Source organism: Rhodococcus sp. F64268 (genome assembly GCF_023015605.1).
Lineage (GTDB): Bacteria > Actinomycetota > Actinomycetes > Mycobacteriales > Mycobacteriaceae > Rhodococcus.
In genome coordinates, this window is record NZ_JALKAI010000002.1 from 467,602 (window position 1) to 488,750 (window position 21,149).

19 protein-coding genes and 1 pseudogene are annotated in these 21,149 nt (G+C 65.8%); 8 read left to right on the forward strand and 12 right to left on the reverse strand.

All coding sequences use genetic code 11. The features are described from left to right. Nucleotides 1-7 precede the first annotated feature (7 nt). The 4 genes from MWU77_RS06550 to MWU77_RS06565 are packed head-to-tail and all read right to left on the reverse strand — an operon-like array spanning nucleotide 8 to nucleotide 3,376. On the reverse strand, nucleotides 8-613 hold the full coding sequence (locus tag MWU77_RS06550) for a response regulator transcription factor (protein ID WP_169687098.1): 606 nt from the start codon (nucleotides 611-613) through the stop codon (nucleotides 8-10). Further along, complete coding sequence (locus MWU77_RS06555) at nucleotides 610-1,641, reverse strand: sensor histidine kinase (protein ID WP_247273217.1); 1,032 nt, start codon at nucleotides 1,639-1,641, stop codon at nucleotides 610-612. Before MWU77_RS06555 ends, MWU77_RS06550 begins: the two co-directional genes overlap by 4 nt. A gap of 50 nt (nucleotides 1,642-1,691) precedes the next feature. Beyond that, nucleotides 1,692-2,453: an ABC transporter permease gene (locus MWU77_RS06560; RefSeq protein ID WP_169687100.1), complete on the reverse strand. Its 762-nt coding sequence runs from the start codon at nucleotides 2,451-2,453 to the stop codon at nucleotides 1,692-1,694. Beyond that, nucleotides 2,450-3,376, reverse strand: a complete 927-nt coding sequence (locus tag MWU77_RS06565; RefSeq protein ID WP_169687101.1) for an ABC transporter ATP-binding protein — start codon at nucleotides 3,374-3,376, stop codon at nucleotides 2,450-2,452. Before MWU77_RS06565 ends, MWU77_RS06560 begins: the two co-directional genes overlap by 4 nt. Before the next feature lie 163 nt (nucleotides 3,377-3,539). On the opposite strand from MWU77_RS06565, the gene MWU77_RS06570 reads away from it, so the two are divergent. Then, nucleotides 3,540-4,154 carry a hypothetical protein gene (locus tag MWU77_RS06570; protein ID WP_206039672.1) on the forward strand — a complete coding sequence of 205 codons (615 nt, stop codon included), beginning with the start codon at nucleotides 3,540-3,542 and terminating at the stop codon, nucleotides 4,152-4,154. Beyond that, nucleotides 4,147-4,788 carry an RES family NAD+ phosphorylase gene (locus MWU77_RS06575; protein ID WP_247273218.1) on the forward strand — a complete coding sequence of 214 codons (642 nt, stop codon included), beginning with the start codon at nucleotides 4,147-4,149 and terminating at the stop codon, nucleotides 4,786-4,788. The genes MWU77_RS06570 and MWU77_RS06575 overlap by 8 nt, the downstream gene beginning before the upstream one ends. Nucleotides 4,789-4,914: 126 nt before the next feature. Here MWU77_RS06575 and MWU77_RS06580 read toward each other — a convergent pair whose 3' ends face one another. Genes MWU77_RS06580 through MWU77_RS06590 form a run of 3 tightly spaced genes read right to left on the reverse strand, consistent with a single transcriptional unit; the run spans nucleotide 4,915 to nucleotide 9,174 of the window. Next, complete coding sequence (locus MWU77_RS06580; protein WP_169687103.1) at nucleotides 4,915-6,087, reverse strand: CaiB/BaiF CoA-transferase family protein; 1,173 nt, start codon at nucleotides 6,085-6,087, stop codon at nucleotides 4,915-4,917. Further along, nucleotides 6,087-7,790 carry an acyl-CoA dehydrogenase family protein gene (locus MWU77_RS06585; RefSeq protein ID WP_247273219.1) on the reverse strand — a complete coding sequence of 568 codons (1,704 nt, stop codon included), beginning with the start codon at nucleotides 7,788-7,790 and terminating at the stop codon, nucleotides 6,087-6,089. Before MWU77_RS06585 ends, MWU77_RS06580 begins: the two co-directional genes overlap by 1 nt. Before the next feature lie 34 nt (nucleotides 7,791-7,824). After that, nucleotides 7,825-9,174 (reverse strand): MFS transporter, encoded by a 1,350-nt coding sequence (locus MWU77_RS06590; RefSeq protein ID WP_247273220.1) that lies wholly within the window; start codon nucleotides 9,172-9,174, stop codon nucleotides 7,825-7,827. A 136-nt stretch (nucleotides 9,175-9,310) separates the two neighbouring features. On the opposite strand from MWU77_RS06590, the gene MWU77_RS06595 reads away from it, so the two are divergent. Both MWU77_RS06595 and MWU77_RS06600 read left to right on the forward strand, forming a co-directional pair. Then, on the forward strand, nucleotides 9,311-10,195 hold the full coding sequence (locus tag MWU77_RS06595; RefSeq protein ID WP_247273221.1) for a LysR substrate-binding domain-containing protein: 885 nt from the start codon (nucleotides 9,311-9,313) through the stop codon (nucleotides 10,193-10,195). A gap of 81 nt (nucleotides 10,196-10,276) precedes the next feature. Further along, nucleotides 10,277-10,798: pseudogene (locus tag MWU77_RS06600) on the forward strand (enoyl-CoA hydratase); the annotation flags it as partial. A gap of 152 nt (nucleotides 10,799-10,950) precedes the next feature. Here the strand turns inward: MWU77_RS06600 and MWU77_RS06605 are convergent. The 3 genes from MWU77_RS06605 to MWU77_RS06615 form a co-directional block, all read right to left on the reverse strand. Then, nucleotides 10,951-11,514 carry a TetR/AcrR family transcriptional regulator gene (locus tag MWU77_RS06605; protein WP_226437240.1) on the reverse strand — a complete coding sequence of 188 codons (564 nt, stop codon included), beginning with the start codon at nucleotides 11,512-11,514 and terminating at the stop codon, nucleotides 10,951-10,953. Continuing rightward, the gene (locus MWU77_RS06610) at nucleotides 11,501-13,024 is read right to left on the reverse strand and encodes an MFS transporter (protein ID WP_247273222.1); all 1,524 of its coding nucleotides are present in this window, start codon (nucleotides 13,022-13,024) and stop codon (nucleotides 11,501-11,503) included. The genes MWU77_RS06605 and MWU77_RS06610 overlap by 14 nt, the downstream gene beginning before the upstream one ends. Nucleotides 13,025-13,117: 93 nt before the next feature. Beyond that, the gene (locus MWU77_RS06615) at nucleotides 13,118-14,362 is read right to left on the reverse strand and encodes an amidohydrolase (RefSeq protein ID WP_247273223.1); all 1,245 of its coding nucleotides are present in this window, start codon (nucleotides 14,360-14,362) and stop codon (nucleotides 13,118-13,120) included. A 140-nt stretch (nucleotides 14,363-14,502) separates the two neighbouring features. Between MWU77_RS06615 and MWU77_RS06620 the strand changes: the two genes are divergently transcribed. Next, entirely contained in the window at nucleotides 14,503-15,372 is an 870-nt protein-coding gene (locus MWU77_RS06620; RefSeq protein WP_247273224.1) for an alpha/beta fold hydrolase, read from the forward strand. A gap of 111 nt (nucleotides 15,373-15,483) precedes the next feature. On the opposite strand, the gene MWU77_RS06625 is transcribed toward MWU77_RS06620, so the two are convergent. Next, a complete protein-coding gene (locus MWU77_RS06625; RefSeq protein WP_247273225.1) occupies nucleotides 15,484-16,944 on the reverse strand; it encodes a DHA2 family efflux MFS transporter permease subunit in 1,461 nt (486 codons plus the stop codon). 149 nt (nucleotides 16,945-17,093) lie between these two features. On the opposite strand from MWU77_RS06625, the gene MWU77_RS06630 reads away from it, so the two are divergent. Next, entirely contained in the window at nucleotides 17,094-17,723 is a 630-nt protein-coding gene (locus MWU77_RS06630) for a TetR family transcriptional regulator (protein ID WP_247273226.1), read from the forward strand. On the opposite strand, the gene MWU77_RS06635 is transcribed toward MWU77_RS06630, so the two are convergent. Beyond that, on the reverse strand, nucleotides 17,713-18,966 hold the full coding sequence (locus tag MWU77_RS06635; protein WP_247273227.1) for an APC family permease: 1,254 nt from the start codon (nucleotides 18,964-18,966) through the stop codon (nucleotides 17,713-17,715). The two genes, MWU77_RS06630 and MWU77_RS06635, sit on opposite strands and share 11 nt — an antisense overlap. A 137-nt stretch (nucleotides 18,967-19,103) precedes the next feature. On the opposite strand from MWU77_RS06635, the gene MWU77_RS06640 reads away from it, so the two are divergent. Beyond that, nucleotides 19,104-20,189 (forward strand): TrkA family potassium uptake protein, encoded by a 1,086-nt coding sequence (locus MWU77_RS06640; RefSeq protein WP_247273228.1) that lies wholly within the window; start codon nucleotides 19,104-19,106, stop codon nucleotides 20,187-20,189. Nucleotides 20,190-20,234: 45 nt separating this feature from the next. Beyond that, nucleotides 20,235-21,134: a hypothetical protein gene (locus MWU77_RS06645; RefSeq protein WP_247273229.1), complete on the forward strand. Its 900-nt coding sequence runs from the start codon at nucleotides 20,235-20,237 to the stop codon at nucleotides 21,132-21,134. Nucleotides 21,135-21,149: the final 15 nt, after the last annotated feature.

The window sequence follows — 21,149 nt, forward strand, 5'->3', positions numbered from 1 at the left end:
GTCACGCTCAGATCCACCCGTTCTGCTGGGCTCGCCGTGCCGCTTCGACCCTTGTCGTCGTCCCCGTCTTCCCGATCGCCGACGACAGGTAGTTGCGCACCGTCCCCTGCGACAGGTGCACAACAGAGGCGATCGCGGCGACCGGGACACCGTCCAGTGCCGCGCGCAGCACGTCGCGTTCGCGGTCGGTGAGTGGATTGTTGCCACCGGCGATGGACTCGGCAGCCAGCGCCGGATCCACGACACGTTCGCCTCGCCGAACTCGCCTCACCGCTTCGGCGAGTTCGGCGGCGGGCGTGTCCTTGACGACGAACCCCGACGCACCCGCTTCGAGGGCAGAGCGCAGGTAGCCGGGTCTGCCGAAGGTGGTGACGATCAGCGACCGCACGCCGGGAAGTTCGCGGGCGAGTTCCCCGGCCACCGTGATCCCGTCGAGCCCCGGCATTTCGATGTCGAGCAGGCACACCTCGGCGTTGCTCGACCGTGCGGCGTCGACGACCTCGTCGCCTCTGCCCACTTCGGCGACGACGTCGATGTCGCCTTCGAGTCCGAGCAGGGCCGCCAACGCACCACGCACGAGCGCCTGGTCGTCGGCCAACAACACGCGAATCATCCGAACTCCACCTTCAGCTCTGTGCCTACCCCCGCGGGCCCTGCACCTACGGTGAATTTCCCGCCTGCCGATCGCACTCGGTCGCGTAGACCTCGCAGGCCGTTGCCCTCGCGAATGCCGTCGGTGCCCACACCATCGTCGGTGACGCGCAACGAATGTCCGTCGAGGTCTATCTCGCAGTGCTGCGCGTTGCTGTGCCGCACCACATTGGTGACCGCTTCCCTCAGCGCCCAGCCGAGCACAAGGCGATAGCGGGGGTCGACGACGGAGGCGTCGCCGCGCATTTCGACGTCGATCCCGGCGTCGCCGAGTGCGGCGGTTGCGCGGTCGAGTTCGTCGCCGAGCCGCGCAACCCGCAGCCCTGTGACCGTGGCCCGTACTTCACCGAGGGCTTCACGGGTGAGGGAACGGATCGCAGCGAGCTCCGCCTTCGCGCGCTGCGGGTCGGCGTCGACGAGTCGTTCGGCCAGTTCGGCTTTGACGGTGACCGCGGTGAGACTGTGGCCGAGGACGTCGTGCACGTCGCGGGCGACGCGGTCGCGTTCGTCGGCGATCACGAGTTCGTTGCGCAGTGCGTTGTACTCGTCGTCGCGGTCGCCGACCGCGCGGATCACGGCGGTGATCCCACCCACCAGCACGACGATCAACGTATAGAAGAAGTCGTCACGAAGGGTCCCGTTCCACCACGGAACCAGCAGGCATACAGCGGCGACGACGACAAGGACGATCATCCTGGGCACGAACGTCAGCGTGAACATCGCGAAGGACACGACGAATGCACTCATACCCAGTGCGTCCGTACCGATGTGCAGGCTCACGGCGCCGATCAGCAGCACCAGAAGCGGGAGGTGGACGGCCGCGATGCGGGCCGGGGGTGTCTTCTCGGTATAGAGCGAACGGAATCCGTGGATGTACACGATCGCGAATGCGGCGATGCCTGCACTGCCGAGCGCCCTGCCGAGGGTCGATCCTGTGGTCAGCACCTCGGACAGAGGGTAGATCAGGAACAGGAGCCAGACGGTGGCCATGAACCATCCGAATCGAGCCCACGGGTCCTCGTCCGTTCGTCCGCTTTCGGTCACTGCCGGCCCCGCCCTCGTTTCACCAGGTAGGTCGAGAGAACCACGAAGATCACCGCCCACACCGACAAGTTGAGCGCCGGTACCCACAGCGGTTCGGCAGGTAGCGGGTTGCCGTTGCTGTCGATCAGGACGCCCTCGGTCAGAGGGTACCGGGCGAGCGCCACGTAGCCGTAGAGCGGCGTGAACTTCGCGATGGCGAGCATCGTGCCGGAGAGGGGAACGAAGATGTTGCCGAGGAACGCGAGAACCACCAGGCTGCCGCTCGCGGCCCCGACAGCCGCTTCCGATCGGAATGCGAGACCGAACATCAGGCCGTACACGGAGAACACGGCAGCGCCGACGAGCACAGCGATCGAACTCAGGATCCAGGCGCTCCACTCCCCCGATGCTCCCGTGAACACACCGAGGATGAAGATCAGAGCGATGGGGATCGCGGCGAACACCAGCGCGACAGTGGCCTTCATCGCGACGAACCCGGCGTCTGTCAGCGGCGTCAGACCGAGTTGACGTCCCCACCCCTGCATGCGTTCGACGGCGGCCATCCCGCCTATTCCGGTGGTCGCGGTGACCGCGCCGTACGCGGCCATCGAGATCATGATGTACATGGCGACGTTGCCGTGGCCGGCCGATTCGGACGAATACGACTGCGATGCACCGAAAATGATGTAGAAGAAGGCGGGCAGGACCGCGATGAAGAAGACGCTCACGTAATCACGGAACTTGCGGCGCAACTCGAGGCGAATGAACGTAGTGGTCATGCGGGCACCTTCTCGGTGAGTGCGAGAAACGCGGTTTCGAGTGAACCACCGGTGATTTCGAGGTTCGTAGCGCCGAGGTCGACGAGGAGCATGCGGGCCACGTCGTCGGAATCGGTTGCCCTGATTTCGATCCGGTTACCCATCACCGAGATGTCGGCGACGCCGGGATGCGACTTCAGCGCGGCGTACATCGCATCTTCGCGTCCGTGGGCGATGTCGGCCGAGACGACCCGTCCCGCGGCGATCGTGCGGATCTCGGATGTCGGGCCGTCTGCGACGACACGTCCGTCGGCGATCATGACGATGCGGTCGGCGAACGCGTCGGCTTCCTCGAGGTAGTGGGTGGCGAAGACGACGGTGCGTCCGGCGTCGGCTTCGGCGTGCATGGTGGACCAGAATTCGCGGCGGGCACCGACGTCCATCCCCGCAGTCGGTTCGTCGAGGACGATCAGGTCGGGGTCGGGCAGCAGGGCGAGGGCGAAGCGCAGTCGTTGCTGTTCACCGCCCGAACATTTCGACACCATCCGGCTTGCGAGCTTCGTGACCCCGGCCCGCTCGAGGACTTCGTCGACGTCGCGGTGTTCGGGGAAGGTGGAGGCGATCATCTGCACGGTCTCGCGGACGGTGAGGTCGCGCAGCAGCCCGCCGGTCTGGAGTACCGCAGAGACTTGGCCTGCGGCGATGGCGTGCCGTGGCGGTTTCCCGTAGACCGACACCACCCCGGTGGTGGGTTCGGTGAAGCCCAGCACCATGTCGAGAGTGGTGGTCTTGCCCGCGCCGTTCGGGCCGAGCAGCGCGACGATTTCGCCGCGCCGCACGGTCACGTCGAGGTGGTCGACGGCGTGTACTTCGTCGCCGCCTCGGGGCCGGAAACTCTTGACGACGTCGTGCAGCTCGATGGCTGCGACATCCCTGTTGTTCATGATCAGAAGTCTGCTGTGTCGCGGGGTGCGCCGCGATCCCCGTCCGTCACAAGATCACGATGACAAATGTCAGACGGGGACCCCTGCCACCACCCGAGAAATCTATGGTAGACTTCTATATAGAATCGGGTTCAGGGCACCCGTCCGGGCACCGAGGAGGGACATGGCACACAAGCCTGCAGGATCGAGCTACCAGCCCGATCCGCAACAACAGCGCAGCAGCATGAGCGACCACGAATTCATCGCCCGGATGCGAGCCGAGCTGTACAGAAGACCAAGCATGCGCCTGATCGCCGACAGGGTCAGCCACATCATGCTCGCCGGACGGATCGATCGAGACGACCCGATCCTCGAACTCATCGAATCGGACGACATCCTCGACGAAAAGACCGTCCTGAGCGACGCCGTCGAACACATCCTGTCGTTCCCGCACCTGTCCGCCAAAGAGGTCGCAAACCAGTACAACAAGAACTGGGCCAACCCCAGCGATGCGCTACGCAAACTCAGCACCAAAGGCGAAGTCATCGGACTCAAACGGGCCGGGAAGTTCCGGTATCCGGCGTTTCAGTTCTCGCAGTCCGACGAGGCGAATCAGGTAGCGCGGGAAGGCAACGTGAATCTCGGCGCCCGAGATGACCCGTGGGGTGTCGCGTCATGGTGGCTCTCACCCAACCCGTCGGCCGAAGATCGCAAGTCTCCGGCCCAACTTCTGAATGAGGGATCGCTCGACGCCGTGCGCGCGTTGCTGGATGCCGAGATCGCGGACGACCTTGCCTAACCGCCCACCACCGGCATCGGTCACCGCGCACATCGGGTCGCTCACCGCCGGAACCACGCTCTGGCGTATCCACTCCGGCGACCCGGACCGGGGGGCTTTGACCCTGAATCCGACCCCGGCGGGAGCGGGAGGCGGACGGTTCGACTCGTCCGACGGGTCGTACCACTACACCTATTTCGGGGAGGACATCTCCACGTGCATAGCGGAGACCTACTGCCGGTCGCTCCCGTTGGATGATCACGTTCCCAGAATCCTGAGGAAGGCCAAGCTGGCCGGTCGAGTCCTGTCCCAGGTCACCGTCACCGACGATGTCCCGGTCGCACTGCTGCACGGCTCTCATCTGGCAGCGATCGGCCAAGACACCTGGCTGACGAAATGCGACCCCGTCGACTACCGGACCACCCGAGACTGGGCAGCATCCATCCTGCGCGGGACCGACGGCGCGCTCGGCATCAAGTACCGGGCACGCAACGACGAGGACAAGTTCTCCGTCATCATGACGATCACACCCCATGCAGGTGTGAGGCTGCATGAGCTGATGACCGTGTCCCGGGGCCCGATCAAGCTCGATGACCGCGCCGGGACAGAGTTGATCAGATCCCACCTCGCGGCATACAACGCAACACTCGTCTGAGCGTCCACATCCATCTCCCGCTGTCCGCAATCGACATGGGGATGGTGGATGTGGGGCCCATGAGGAAACGACGCACGCGCCACATCGCCGTCCTCCCGATACCAGATACCCGAATCAGGACAAATGTCAGACGGGGACGGTCCGATACTTCTCCAGCACATCGTCGGTGTGCTCGCCGTGCACCGGTGGCGCCGAGCGCAGCCGGGGTCGCACTCCCCCGAAGTTGACGGGGAAAGCAATCTGTTCGAGCGGACCCGACGCGTGGTCGACGGTGCCGATCATGCCGATCGCGGCGGTGTGCGGGTCGTCGTAGATCTCGTCGAGGTGCCGGATCGGCGAGACCGGCACCGCGTGTTCCTCGAGTACCCGGCACCAGTACTCGACGGTGTGCGCGGCAAACACCGCGGTGAGCACCTGTTCGAGCTCGTCCCGGTGTTCGATGCGGTCTCGGTTGCGGTGGAACCGCGGGTCGGTCGCAAGTTCTGCGCGACCCATCGCCCGGCACAGGGCATCCCACAATCCGTCGTTGCCGACCGCGACGACGAAGTAGCCGTCACTGGCCGGATATGCCTGGTACGGAGCAAGGTTGGGATGCGCTGAGCCGAGTGCATGCGGACGCTGTTTCGTCGCGAAGTAGTTGGTGGCCCAGTTGACGTGCATCGCGAGCTGGCATTCGAACAGCGAGGTGGTGACGTACTGGCCACGTCCGGTTCGGCTCCGTTCGACCAGGGCCGCGAGCACGCCGATCACACCGAACAGGGCTGCGCCGAGGTCACCCATCGCGTAACCGGCCTTCATAGGCGCCCCACCCGGCTCGCCGGTCAACGACATCAGTCCGCCTGCCGCCTGGGCGACCATGTCGTAGCCCGGCTGGTCTGCCAGGGGCCCTTCGTCGCCGAACGCCGAAATGTGCAGGACGACGAGGTGCGGGTGCCGTTCCGACAATGCGCGGTAGTCGAATATCTTCTGCAGCCCGCTGCCCGGTTTGAAGTTCTCGACGACGACGTCGGCGTCCTCGAGCATGCGGTGGACGATCCGCTGTCCCTCCTCCGATTTCAGGTCGAGGGTCACCGACTTCTTGCCGCGGTTGACCGCGAGATAGTAGGTGGCGTCGTCCCCGACGAAAGGTGGGCCCCACGTGCGTGTGGGGTCGCCGCCATCGGGATGTTCCACTTTGGTGACATCGGCACCGAGGTCGGCGAACGACATCGTTGCGTAGGGTCCGGCGAGGATCTTGGACAGATCGACCACTTTGACGCCGGCGAGGGGCGCCGGTCCGGTGACGGGATTGTCGGTCATCAGTGTGCTCCTGCGAGTGAGTCCGTCGCCGCGGCGTGCGCAACGGACGGGTCGATATCGGTGCCGTCGACGACGACATCGAGGTGTGCCAGCGCGACGGCATTCGGTTCGCCGGCCAGGCCGCTGAGGTAAGCATTGGCCACCAGCAGCGACCGGTATCCACGACCACGGGCGATGTGGCCGGACGCGAGGTCGACGAGCAGCGTGGCCATCACGGTACGCGCGAGATCGTCCGTGTAGGTGGCACAGAGGGTTTGAGCGCGCACGTCGTCGCCCGCGAGCAGTTCCTCCCCCTTGGCCTCGAGCACATCCCACCGTTCCCGCAGTTCCTGGACGGCAGGTGCGCAGTCGCCTCCCGCGGAGTCGAGCATCGCGCGCATCGCTACCGCCAGGTCGCGGTGTGCACCGTTCTTGCGCATGGAGCGCAGGACGTCGAGGGCGATGACGTTGCTCGAGCCCTCCCAGATCGACCCGAGGTGCGAGTCGCGGACGAGTCGCGCGAACACCCGGTCCTCGATGTATCCGTTGCCGCCGCGGATCTCCATCGCCTCGCCGGTGACAGTGCGTGCCCGCTTGCAGATGTAGTGCTTCGCGACGGGGGTGAGGATCCGGACGATGCTGCGTGCAGCGTCGTCACCGCGGTCGGCACGGTCGAGGGTGGCGCCGCTGTAGGCGACGAGTGCGAGCGCTGCCTCGGCGTCGAGTGCGAGCGGCAGCAGTGTCGCGCGCATGAGCGGTTGGTCGAACAGTTTCTTGCCGAACACTTCCCGTACCCGGGTGTGCTCGACCGCGTCCCGCAGAGCGCGGCGCATGAGCGCGCTGGAGCGCATCGCGTTGGAGAGCCTGGAGGTGTTGAGCATCTCGGTCATCTGACGGAAACCGCGGTCGAGTTCACCGACCTGTATGGCGTATGCGCCGTGCAGCGTGACTTCACCGCTGGGCATCGAGCGGGTGCCGAGTTTGTCCTTGAGCCGATCGATCGTGTACGAGTTCCGCGTTCCGTCGGGAAGTCGCTTGGGCACCATGAACATTCCCACGCCGCGTGTGGAATTCTCGGTGCCGCCCGGGAACCGAGCGAGCGTGACGATGACGTCGGCGTCCGGGTTGGAGGCGAACCATTTACGGCCCGTCAGGCGCCACTCGGTGCCGTCGTGTTCGGCACGGGTCTCGGTCTGCGCGATGTCGGTTCCGGCCTGCGTCTCGGTCATGAACATCGCGCCGGTCAGCGCCGCGTCCGGGTCCGTGGAGGTCAGTCCGTCGATGTAGGGCCCGAACACGTCGGGATCGCCGAACATGCGCAGCGTGCGGGCAGCGGCATCTGTCATCGACACCGGGCATGCGAGCCCGAACTCGGCCTGCACGAACAGGTACGACGCGAGGTATTTGACGAGGTGCGGGGGCACGTCCGTCCAGCCGTGGACGGGGCGATGCGAGAGTGCGGAGAGCCCGTACTCCGAGTAGGCAGCGCGACACAGTTCCAGATAGGCGGGGTGGTAGTCGATGGTGTCGATGCGCTCACCATCGTGGTCGTATTGGCGCAGTGTCGGGGGGTGCGCATTGGCGGTGGTGGCGAGTGCGTCGAGTCGCTGTGCAGCGTCCGCACCCAGGCGGTCGAGAAGACGCTCGGTGAGTTCACGGTCGGGTTCGCCGATCCACTGGTCGAGCACTGCCTGGAGTGCTGGGTCCTCGTGTGCGTAGTTCATCGTCGTCCTTTCGGCAGTGTGTTCTCGGCGGAAGTCAGTGCGTGGCAGCGGGTGTGCGGGCGGGTGCGGGGTCCGCGGAGTCGGCGACGGCACCGGGTGCGGTGGCCGATCGGCGCAGGAGCGCCGTCATGCAGATCAGCGAGAGCAGGACGTATCCGAGCCCGAGTCCGACGACCGGCCAGATCGTGCCGGTGCGATTGAGCAGGAACTGGCTGACCATCGGAGCGGTGCCCGCGAAGATCGCCGTCGACAGCTGGTACGACAGCGAGATCCCCGTGTAACGAATGTGGGTGGGGAACACCTGCGCGAGGATGCCCGCCAGCGCCGCGTAGTACATCGCGTGCGGCGCCGTCGCGAGGACCATGCCGATGATCGCCCAGGTGAGCGAGCCGGTCTGGATGAGCACGAACATCAGCGGCAGGACGACGAGCTCGGGGATCAGCATCCACAGCACTGCTCGACGCACATCGATCCGGGTTGCGAGGATGGCACCGAACGGTTGCACGATGACCTGCGCGACCAGCGCGAGGGTGATGACGAGCAGGAAGTCGCCCCGATCGAACCCGAGATCTGTCGTGGCCCAGGCCAGCGCGAAGGTCGTCTTGACGTACGTGATCGCGACACCTGCAACGACCGCACCGACTCCGAGCAGCAAGACTGTCTTGTGCGTGCTGAGCACCTCGGCCAGCGGAAGACGCTTCTTCTCCTGAGTCTCGACGGCCGCCTTCATCTCGGGGGTTTCCTGGATCCGCAGCCGGATGTAGAGGGCCACGATCACCAGTGCGGCGGAGGCAACGAACGGGATTCGCCAACCCCAGCCTTCGAATGCGGCGTCGGACATCGCGGTCAGACCGAGGAAGGCCACTGTCGCAAGGAGATTGCCCACAGGTGATCCTTGCTGCGCGAACGCACCGTAGAGCACTTTCTTGCGTGGTGGGGCAAATTCCGTGGCGATGAGGACGGCACCTCCCCATTCCCCGCCCATCGCGATGCCCTGCAGTACGCGCAACAGGACCAGGAGAATCGGCGCCCAGATACCGATCTGGGCGTAGGTCGGCAGCAGGCCCACGCCGACAGTGCCGATGCCCATGATCGCGAGAGTGGTGATGACGGCATTCTTGCGTCCGAACTTGTCGCCGAAGTGGCCGAAGACCACGCCACCGAGTGGTCGTGCGATGAATCCGACCGCGAAGGTCGCGAATGCGGCCAGCGTGCCGATCGCCGGGGAGACGTCGGGGAAGAACAGCTTGCCCAGCACCAGCGCGGACGCCGTGCCGTAGATGTAGAAGTCGAACCACTCGATCGTGGTGCCGACGAAGGCGGTGACACCGGCTCGGCGCGCAGCTTTGGTGTCGTGCGCGGCGTGCTCTGGGGTTGGATTCACGATGCACTCCGAGGTGTGTCGTGCGGGCCATGTCCGCGAATGAATGAGGCGTGTATCACTATCGACGGACTATCGTGTAAAGTCCAAGACTTAATCAAACATGATTATGTGGATATTCCACTTATTCGAGGGAGACATGGAATTCCGTCAGCTGCAGGCGTTCCTCGCGGTTGCCGAGGAACTGCATTTCGGGCGGGCCGCGGAACGGCTGCACATCGCACAGTCGCCGCTGAGCCAGATGATCCGCACCCTCGAACGAGAACTCGGCGCCCGATTGTTCGAGCGCACCACCAGATCGGTGCAGCTCACCGCCGCAGGCACGGCATTATTGCCCCCGGCGCGGGTGATCGCAGCACAGCTCCAGGTGGCACGCGCGGTGGTGCGCTCGACCGCGGCCGGAGAGACCGGCGTGGTCAGCGTCGGATTCGGCGGGGCGAGCGGCTACACCGTGCTGTCCGAGCTGACCCGCGAGCTCGCGGATCACCATCCCGGCATCGAACTCGATCTACGCCCCCAGACCTATTCGGGCGAAGTGCTCGATCTCGTCGCCCAGGGCCTGCTCGACATGGGCATCGTCGGCCTCCCCGTCCCCGACGACTTCGCCACCGAGACCGTGCGACACGAATCCCTGATGGTCGCGGTACCGGCCGGGCATCGACTTACCGACCGAGACACTCTCGAACCCGGTGATCTCGCAGGTGAACGGCTGGTGGTCTATCCCGCAGCACACGGCTCACTCGTACGCGATGCCACCTTCACCGTGTGCGCGTCGGCAGGATTCGCACCGACCATCGCTCGTGAAGCCCCCGACCCGTACAGCCTCCTGGCTCTCGTCGGCGCGGGTGTCGGGATCGCCGTCGTCGTGGCGTCGACCGCGCACATCACCGTCGACGGCGTGCAGTACTTCCCACTCGACGGCGGCCCGATACTTCCGATCGCGCTCGCATGGCGACGCGGCAACACCGCTCCCGCGCTCCAGCGGGTCTTGGAGGTGCTACGCGAAATGCCCGGCGCCCGATAGCGCCGCACACTTCACATCGGGTAGACAGAGGTCAATTCGCAGCAGGACAGCACTGCAGCACGAGAGCACCGAGGAGAAGCTGTGCCGGAATCGATCCTGCTCGTCGAACAGCGCGGACCCGTCCGCATTCTCACGTTCAACCGACCGCAGCAACGCAACGCGCTCAACTCGGCGCTCATCGATACCCTGCGCGCGGAACTCGCCGCAGCGGACGCCGACGACCAGACCAGCGTCGTCATCCTCACCGGCTCCGACCCCGCCTTCTGCGCGGGTCTCGACCTCCAGGAACTCGGATCCGGCGGCAACACGCTCCTGAAGGTCGAGGACGAGAGCATTCCCGTCGGGCATCCGTGGACGCCGCTGTCGAAGCCTGTGATCGGCGCGATCAACGGTGCCGCCATCACCGGTGGCCTCGAATTGGCTCTCGCATGCGACATTCTCATCGCCTCGACGCGCGCACGATTCGCCGACACCCACGCCCGCGTCGGAGTGCTCCCGGGCTGGGGGCTGACGTCGCGCCTGCCCGCCGCCGTGGGTCGCGGGTTCGCGCGGCGCATGAGCCTGTCGGGGAACTTCGTCGATGCCGAAGAGGCACTGCAGGCCGAACCCCGCGCTGCGGGACGCGCGCAGAACGCCTAGGCCTGCCATTCCGTGACCGCGCACCGAAGTAAGCAGACGAAACAGGAACCTCGCAGGACCAGTGGTCACCCACCAGCCCTGCGAGGTTTACATTTGCCCTGCTTACTTCCGCAGCGCTAGTGCTCCTCGGTGAGCGCCAGCAGTTCCGCACGCGCGAGATCGAGGTCGTTGCTGCTCAGATACGGGCTCGCCACCGAGAGGGCGAGCCCTTCGGCCGCCGACCGGATCACCAGCACACGCGGCCATGGCAGGCCGTCTGCAGCGAATGCGGCGTCCCACTTCTCGGCGTCCCGCACATACAGCGCCTCGACCTCCGCAGAGTTCCCGAGCGTGGCGAGCAGAGTACCGGGGTTGAAGATGTCCATGAGGTAGGCACTGCCCCCGGTGAGGGCGCGCACATAACCTCGCGTGAACTTTCCGGGCCTGTTCTCCGACAGCTCGACGTGGGCGTGTACTTCCTCCCACACGCGCAGGATGCCGTGTTCGAGCGCGCCGTAGACCAGAGCGTCGCGGTTCGGGAAGTGGTGCATCAAGCCACCTTTGGTCACCCCCGCCGCAGCAGCGATATCGGCGAGACTGACCTTCGAACCACGCTCGGCGAACATCTGCTCGGCGGCTTCGAGGATCGCTCGGCGGGTGCGTTCCTTGTCGCGGGTGACAACCTGATCAGTGCGCTTCATGGGTCCCCACTGTCGCACCCCGCGGAGACGGGATCACACGCCAGGCCACCACGGCTGAGACCGCAAGGATCACCGCGGCGACGAAAGACGTGGTCTGCACCGCTGTCGCGAACGCGGACCGGGCATGGTCGACCACGATCGGGTCGAGGACGGTCGCGACGGTCGAAACCAGCGAATCTTCGGCGGTCGCCGCGTCGGACGGGTCGGTACCCGCGGGCAGATCGAGATGCGACCGGTACATCGCCAGATGAACGGATCCGAGCACCGCGATTCCCAAGGCTCCGCCGAGCTCGTAAGCGGTCTCCGCGATCGAGGATGCGGCTCCGGCACGTTCCGCGGGAACCGCGGAGACCACGGCGTCGGTCGACAGTGTCATCGCGATACCGACACCGAGGCCGAGGAGGACCAGCGACAGACCGAGGCCCCAATAGCTGGACATCGAAACGGTCAGGCCGAGCCCGGCGAGGCTGATCGCTCCCGTCGCGAGCCCGAGCCCGATCGCGCGACCGGTTCCCATACGTGCCACGAGCGCACCGACGAACAGGATGACGATCATCGATGCGATCGTCGACGGCAGTTCGGCCAAACCTGCCTTCAGCGGGCCGTATTCGCGGACAAGCTGCAGGTACTGCGAGAAGAAGTACAGCAGCCCGAGGAACGCGAAGATCGCCAGGCCGTTGGCGGCCACGGCACCCGAGAAAGCGGGCATTCGGAACAACGAGAGGTCGAGCAACGGATTCGGCAGTCGCATCTGCCTGCGCACGAAGAGGTAGCCCATGGTCAGGCCGAACACCGCGGTGACCGGGACGCTCCAGTCCAGCCCGCTACCGGCCCAGTGCTTCACGGCGTACACCACCGGGACGATGGCGAGGATCGACAACAACGCCGAGATCACGTCGATCGTCAGAGCGGAGCTACCGCGCGACTCCGACAGCAGCATCGGCCCGGCGACCAGCACGATCACCATCACCGGCACATTGATCAAGAACACCGAGCCCCACCAGAAGTTCTCGAGCAGGACACCGCCGACGAGCGGACCGATCGCGGCGCCTCCGGTGGCGCCCATCGCCCAGATGGCGATCGCCGTCGTGCGTTGTTTCGCGTCGAGGAATGTGGCACGAATGATCGCCAGCGTCGACGGCATCAGCGTCGCGCCTGCCACGCCCAGCAGAACGCGTGCAGCAATGAGGGTTTCGGGGTTGGGTGCGAACGCCGCGATGACGGATGCGACACCGAACCCTGCAGCACCGATGAGCAGCAACCGTTTGCGACCGATGCGATCGGCCAGGTTGCCCATCGTGATGAGCAGACCTGCCAGCACGAACGAGTAGATGTCGCCGATCCACAACAACTGCGTCGAACTGGGGTCGATGTCGGCGGCCATCGACGGCACGGCCAGGTAGAGCACTGTGTTGTCGACCGCAATCAACACCACGACGAGGACGAGGACGAGGAGGGCCGACCATTCGCGACGTCCGGCGCGTGGTGCAAGGGTCTGTTCTTCGGTCACGCGCAGAACCATAACAGTCCATATGGACTGTTGTAGAACCCGAAAGGGATGTTGTGAGGAGCTTCGCCCCTGTGCAGGGGCGCCGACAATCCGCTACGTCACCGGCAACCAGGTTCGCGCTGCGGTGACCAATGCCGTGACCCCGATCGTCATGGTCGGTTCGATGACCGGCGCATAGTGCGGCGAGTGGTTCGACGGCACCTTCAGCAGCGCGGGATCCGTCATGTCGCCCGTGGTGAACACCGACGGATCCGCTCCTCCGAGCAGCCAATACGCCAGGGGCGCACCTGCGCTCGTGGCGAGGACTCCGACGTCCTCGCTGCCCGCGCCCGCCCCCGGGTCGAGGATCTTGTCCGCCCCCAACCACGTAGCGAAGGCATCCAACGTCTTGTTCAGGGCGGAAGGATCGTTCGTGACCACCGGGAACCGCTCGATCGAGGTAATTTCAGGTTCTTCCGGGGCGCCCGCTGTCGCAGATTCGCCGCGAACAATGCGGTCGACGCTGTCGAGGATCTTTTGCCGTACCCCCGCGTCGTAGCTGCGGATGTTCAGTTGGAGCTCCGCCTCACCGGGAATGACATTGGCCGCATTTCCGGCATGAACGGAGCCGACCGTGAGCACTGCAGTCGCCGTGCTCGGGATCTCACGCGAGATGATCGTCTGCAGACGCAATACGACCTCGGCCGCAATGACGATCGGGTCGATGGATGCTTCCGGCATCGACCCGTGCGCACCTCGGCCGATCACACGCACGCGCAGCGAGTCCGACCCCGCATACGAGAGACCGGGATGTCCGGCGATCTTGCCTGCCGGAAGCGGCGCCACATGCTGACCGAGCACCACATCCGGTTTGGGGAACCTGTCGAACAGCCCGTCGTCGACCATGGCTTGGGCTCCCGCACCCAACTCTTCGGCCGGTTGGAAGACGAGGAGCAGTGTGCCCGACCAACTCGCAGTATCAGTGGAGAGAATCTGCGCTGCGCCGAGCAGGCACGTCATGTGCATGTCGTGACCGCACGCGTGCGCCACCGGCTTCGTCTCGCCGTGTTCGTCCACGGCGGTAGCGGTACTGGCGTAGTCGAGGCCGGTGTCCTCCTTGACAGGGAGGGCATCCATGTCGGCGCGAAGCAATGCGGTCGGTCCGGCGCCATTCTTCAACACCCCGACCACTCCGGTCTTCCCGACACCGGTGGTGACCTCGAACCCGAAAGCACTCAATCGCTCGGCCACGATCGCAGCAGTGCGATGTTCTTGGAACCCGAGTTCCGGATGTCTGTGAAGGTCCTTGTACAGATCGATCAGCGCCGGATCGATTTCCACCTTGCCGGATCTGGTCACAAGCTCGTCCCTTCCGATGCGGAACACTGGGGGTCCTTGTCGAGTATCTACTGTATCGGCCATCGGCGGGCCGATACCCGCGATCGGGCAATCTCGGACCTGACCGATGAGTTCTGTCGTCGACCCCGGTCTGTCACGGCATGACCACAATCGATCGCCCCGTCACCACCGCCACCCTGGACGTTCCCGGCGCCACCCTCACCTACGACATCCGCGGCTCCCTGAAGTCCGGCACCCCACTGCTGATCGTGGGGTCGCCGATGGATGCGGGAGGATTCGCAGCGCTCGCGGCGCAGTTCGTCGACCGCCCCGTCGTCACCTACGACCCTCGCGGCGTCATGCGCAGCCCCCGTGACACCCCCGGCCTCTCGACGCCCGAACTGCACGCCGACGACCTGCACCGCCTCATCGATGCATTCGGCGTCGGCCCGGTCGATCTGTTCGGCAGCAGCGGTGGCGCGGTGAACGGCCTCGCGTTGGTCACGGTACATCCCGAACAAGTCCGGACGCTGATCGCGCACGAACCGCCGGCGTGCCCACTCCTGCCCGACCACTCGGTGATCAAAGCGGTGATCGACGACATCGATGCCAGCTACCAGCGCAGCGGGATGGGTCCGGCAATGGCGAAGTTCGCGATGATGCTGTCGCAAACGGGCCCACTGGAACCGTCCTATCTCGCCGTGCCCGCGCCCGACCCGTCGATGTTCGGTATGAGCACCGAGGACGACGGCTCCCGCGACGACGCTCTGCTCAGCCAGAATCTGCAGTCGTGCACCGGATACGAACCCGACTTCGGCGCACTGGCGCAGGCGTCGACCCGCATTGTGATCGGAGCGGGCAGGGAGTCGACGGGTGAGGTCTCCGCTCGCGCAGCAGCGGAGGTCGCGAAGCGGCTGGGCGTCGAGCTCACCATGTTTCCCGGCGGCCACGCCGGGTTCACCGGCGACGGATACGGCACCCCCGGCGACCCGGAAGGCTTCGCCGCAGTGTTGCGGGAGATACTCGGCTGAGGCTCGCACCCTTTAGGTCAGGCTCGCAACACGAATGGTCGACCATCGGCGTTGCGAGCCTGACCTTTGCGTTGCGTGCTTCACGGCCCCGCGAGGTTCACGTCTGCGCAGCTATTTCGCTTCGGCGAGCGTCGTCGCGGGCTTGCGGATGAAGAAGGCCGCGACCACCGCCAGCAGCGACACCGCGCCACCGCACAGGAACGCCGTGTGGATGCCGTCCTGATTCGCAGCGAGCTCGCTGGCACCTTCGGATGCGGCGGACGTGGCGGTCACCGTCATCACGGTGATGAACAGCGCCGTACCGGCCGCGCCCGCGAGCTGCTGGACGGTGTTGAAGATCGCGCTGCCGTACGAGTACAGCTCCGACGGCACCGATCCCAGCGACGACGTCATCAGGGGCGTCATCACCGATGCCAGACCGAGCATCAGCATCACGTGGACGCAGACGATCAGCGGCGTCGACGACTCCGCGTCGAGGAGCGTCATCAACCACAGCGACGCACTGACCACAGCGGCACCCGGGATGACGAGGGGGCGCGCACCGATGCGGTCGTAGACGCGTCCGACGAACGGCGACAGCAGGCCCATCGCCAGGCCGCCCGGGAGCAACAGCAGGCCGGTCTCGAGGGTGTCGAGGCCGCGCACGTTCTGCAGGTACAGCGGCAGCAGGATCAACGCGCCGAACATCGCCATCATGCTGACGACCACCATGCCCAGACCGATGCTGAACACCGGGTATCCGAACGGGCGCATGTCGAGCAGCGCGCGTCCGTCCTTCTGCCGCGACAGCTGGCGCAGCACGAAGGCAGCCAATGCCACCACACCGACGACGAGCGGCACCCACACCGGGATGCTCGACTCCTCCGCCGAGTGGCCGATGCTGCTCAGGCCGTAGACGATGCCGCCGAACGCGAAGACCGACAGGATGACCGACAGGACGTCGAGAGGGACCTTCTTGGTCTCGGTGACGTTCTTGACCAGTACGACACCGAGGGCGAACGCGATCAGTGCGATGGGCAGGACGATCCAGAACATCCAGCGCCAGTCGAGAGCGTCGAGGATGATGCCGGAGATGGTGGGGCCGATGGCGGGAGCCACGGAGATGACGATGGAGATGATGCCCATCATGCCGCCGCGTTTGTGGGCGGGAACCACGCGCAGCACCGTCGTCATGAGCAACGGAAGCATGATGGCGGTGCCCGCGGCCTGTGTAACGCGACCGGCGAGGAGCACTTCGAATCCCGGCGCGGATGCCGCGAGCAGTGTGCCGAGGCTGAACACGCTCATCGACGCGAAGAACACCTGGCGGAGCGTGAATCGCTCGAAGAGATAGCCGGTGATCGGGATGACCACCGCCATGGTGAGCATGAATCCGGTGGTGAGCCACTGGGCGGTGCTCGCGGTGATGTCGAGATCGACCATCAACGGCGGCAACGCGACGCTCATGATCGTCTCGTTCAGGATCATGACGAATGCCGCGACGACGAGGACACCGATCAGCACCTTGCTGCCCGGCTCCAGATCGGCCTCGCGACCGACGTCGGCCTGGTCTTCCAACTGAGGTGACTGCATATCGGATTGCTTCCTGGATGGGTGTATCGATCGCGAATGCGACAACTTCGAAAGTCTCGCTTGACCTGGAAGTGACTGTCAACTTGATTTTCACTGTTAGATTGACGCGGACTTTCAACGTTGCGGTCCGAGGTGAAAGGAACCCACCGATGACCCCGAAAACCCAGGCGCGCATCCCGGACCTGCGAGAACGGCGCAGACAGGAGACACGTCTCGAGATTGCCGAAACTGCCCTGACGCTGTTCGAACGCCAGGGATTCGCCACTACGACCGTCGACGAGATTGCCCGAACAGCCGGTGTGTCTTCAAGCACATTTTTTCGATGCTTCGCCACCAAGGAAGAATCGGTGTGGGGCCCGGACCGCGAACTCGAAATCGAGATCGTCGAGTGGCTCGAGTCGGTGCCACCGGAAGACATCAACCTCACCGGTATCGAAGCCTTCTACGAGCGCTCCCTGCAACGCCTGGTGACGAACTCCGAGGACACGCGGGATCGCATCCTGCGCACCCGCCGGCTCATCGCGTCCGACGACCACTTGCGTGCCGCCGCGTTCGCCGCCGACGCCTTGGCCATGTGTCGCATCACCATGAGCGTCGCCGAGCGCCTGCGCGGGCTCCGCTCCGAATCGTTCGCGCGGCTACTCGTCGAATCGGCCGGCGTGGCCTCGCGCATCGCGTTCGACACCTGGGTTCGGCACATCGAACGCGGCGACGAGGCCGACCTCGTGGAGATCTACCGGACCATCCGAACCGATCTCCGCGAGGTCGTCACCACCTGATCAGCCCCACACGACGCAACCCGTAGATCACGGCACCGAGGACCACCACTGCGGTGCCCGTGAGCACCGAGGACAGCGGAAGCGCGAAGGCGAGGGTCACGCACCCCACCAGTCCGACCACGGGAATCACCCGCACCGGCCTGCCTTCGTCGCGGGTGAGCGTCCATGCGGAGGCATTGGCCACCGCGTAGTAGAGGAGCACCCCGAACGACGCGAACCCGATCGCCCCGCGCAGATCGACTGTTGCCGCCACCACCGCCACGATCACCCCGACGACGAGTTCGGCCCGGTGCGGCACCTGAAATCGGGGATGGATCGCGGACAGGGCGTGCGGGAGGTTGCGGTCACGGGCCATCGCGAGCGTCGTCCGCGACACCCCGAGAATGAGCGCCAGCAGAGAGCCGAGCGCCGCGACCGCGGCCCCGGCACCCACCACCGGGACGAGCCATTCGGCGCCCGCAGCACGCACGGCATCCGCGAGTGGCGCCGCGGCGTCGGCCAGACCCTGCGGTCCCAGCACCGACAGGACGGCCACGGTCACCGCGACGTAGACGACGAGGGTGATGCCCAGTGCCAGCGGGATCGCCCGGACAATGGTGCGCGCGGGGTCGCGGACCTCTTCGCCGAGGGTCGCGATGCGCGCGTAGCCGGCGAAGGCGAAGAACAACAGGCCGGCAGCCTGCAGCACCCCGCCGAGCGATGCGTCGTCGCCGAGTGATGCCCGCGCGATCTCTGCGTCACCGGAGCCGAGTGTCGTGACCACGACCGCTGCGAGCACCGCCAGCACCGCCGCGACGATCACGCGGGTCAGCAACGCCGACTTCTGGATTCCCCGGTAGTTCACGGCGGTCAGTGCCACCACCGCCGCGACCGCGACCAGCTCCGGACGACTCGGCCACACATACAACCCGACCGTCAGTGCCATCGCCGCGCACGAAGCGGTCTTACCCACGACGAACGCCCACCCTGCCAGGTACCCCCAGAACTCACCGAGCCGCTCGCGGCCGTAGACGTAGGTACCACCGGATCCGGGATACCGGGCTGCGAGCCGAGCCGACGACGTCGCATTGCAATACGCGACCACCGCAGCCACCGCCAACCCGATCAACAGGCCGGACCCGGCGGCACGCGCCGCCGGTCCCAGCGACGCGAAGATGCCCGCACCGATCATCGCGCCCAGACCGATCCACACCGCGTCCGGTACGCCGAGCCGACGCTGCAACGAGCCGGAATTGTTGCTCATCGGCGAACTCCTCGTGTCGTCGTCACCCTCGAAGCTGCGGACGATACGCGGTCCATGATCCGGGTCCGTGGACGACGCGTGAACAAACGGTGCGCGTCTGTTCGACGGAACGCCGTGACGCGTGCAAGAGTGACGTAATGCCCGATAGGTTGCGAGCCCGGTTCAGCCGGTCCGATCAGCTCACGGAGCGCCCCGACTTCGCCCTCGTCGGCGTGCTGAAAGTTCCCCAGACGTCCACGAGCCCGGCCCGCGCGATCGTGCGTCGCATCGGCTACGCCCTGGTGGCCCTGCTGGTGATGGTGGCACTCGTCTACATCGACCGCGACGGCTACCGGGACGCCCAGGACAACGAGCTGTCGCTCCTCGACTGCTTCTACTACGCGTCGGTGTCGCTCTCGACCACCGGCTACGGCGACATCACGCCGATCACCCCGTCCGCACGGCTGATGAACGTCCTCGTCATCACGCCGCTGCGCGTGTTCTTCCTCATCGTGCTGGTCGGTACGACACTGGGCGCGCTGACCGAGACATCACGTCAGACGTTCCGCATCCAGAGCTGGCGACGGCGGGTCCGCGACCACACCGTCGTCCTCGGGTACGGCACCAAGGGCCGCTCAGCCGTTGACGCGATGCTCGGCGACGAGGTGCCGCCATCGCAGATCGTGGTGGTCGACACCGATCCCGTCGTCGTCGAGAGTGCGGCCGGGCAGGGTCTGGTGACCGTGCACGGCTCGGCCACCAAACAGGACGTGTTGCGTGTCGCGGGGGTGCAGCGCGCGGCGTCGGTGATCGTGGCGGCAAACCGCGACGACACCGCCGTGCTCATCACACTCGCTGCTCGCGAAATCAACCCGAACGCGAAGATCGTCGTCGCGATCCGCGAATCGGAGAATGCGCATCTGCTGCGCCGCTCCGGCGCGGATACCGTGGTGGTGTCGTCGGAGACCGCAGGCCGGCTCCTCGGTGCCGCGCGAAGCTCACCGCGCGTGGTGGACATGATCGAGGACATCCTCACTCCGGAGGAGGGGTTCACCATCGCCGAGCGCGCCGTGGACCTCGAAGAGGTGGGGCAGGACCCTCGTCATCTGGGTCAGATCGTGCTCGGGGTCGAGCGCAACGGAAGCCTGTTCCGTGTCGGATCACCCGAGGTCAGCGCCCTGGCTGCGCGCGACAAGCTCCTCTACATCCGGTTGGCGACAGACGGCTCCGGGCATCGCGGCTGAAGGTAGCCCTCCCGCTGCACGCACTTTTATGGAAGAGTCATTTCCATGAACGAGAATGGCATTTCCGCACCGGGAGGGATGACCTTGTCCGCAGACCACACTTTCACCTCGGACTTCGGCATCAAGTCGCTCCAGGTTTCGAGGGACCGCGCGATCATGGGCGCGCTCGTCACCGAGAAGCTGTGCAACCCCAGCGGCACGGCATCGCTCGGATTCCTCACGACGCTGGTCGACATCGTCGCGTCGTCCCCGGCTCTCGTCGTGGGCTCCCCCGACTGGACCGCGACACAGGATCTGTCGATCCATGCCGCCGGCTTCCTGCGTCCCGGGCCGATCGCGATCGACGCCAAGCTGATCCGCGTGGGCAAGAAGACGATCTTGGTGGAGACCGACGTGTACGACACGCACGGCGCCACCGATCTACGTGAGATCGCGAACTCGATCGACACCCCCGGCGCCGGCGGACTCACCCTCGCCGCACGCGGACTCGTGACGTTCGTGCGTCTCCCCCGTTCCGCCGCGACCCACGGCGACGTCGCGTCGTACACCCCCGAACAGTGGGTCGGGACGGTTCGCGAATACCCGCCGGTCCCCATCGACGACGACGTCTTCACCCGCCTCGATCTCCGCGAGGTGGACGCCGCCAACGGCGAGTTCGAGCTCGATCTCACCGGTTTCGTCGCCAATTCCATCGGCACCATCCAGGGCGGCGCGCAGGCCCTCCTCGGCGAGGCCTCCGCGCATGCAATGCGGCCCGGCCTCGTTGCCACCGACATCCAGGTCCACTACCTGGCGCAGGTGAAGGCAGGCCCGGCGCGATCGCACGGCACGATCGTCCGCGACGCCGACGACCACTCGGTGATCAAGGTCGCACTCGTCGATGCCGGCAACGGAGACAAGCTGCTCACGCTGCTGACGATCACCCTGCAGCGTCCCCCTCGGTAGCCCGCCGGGCACCAC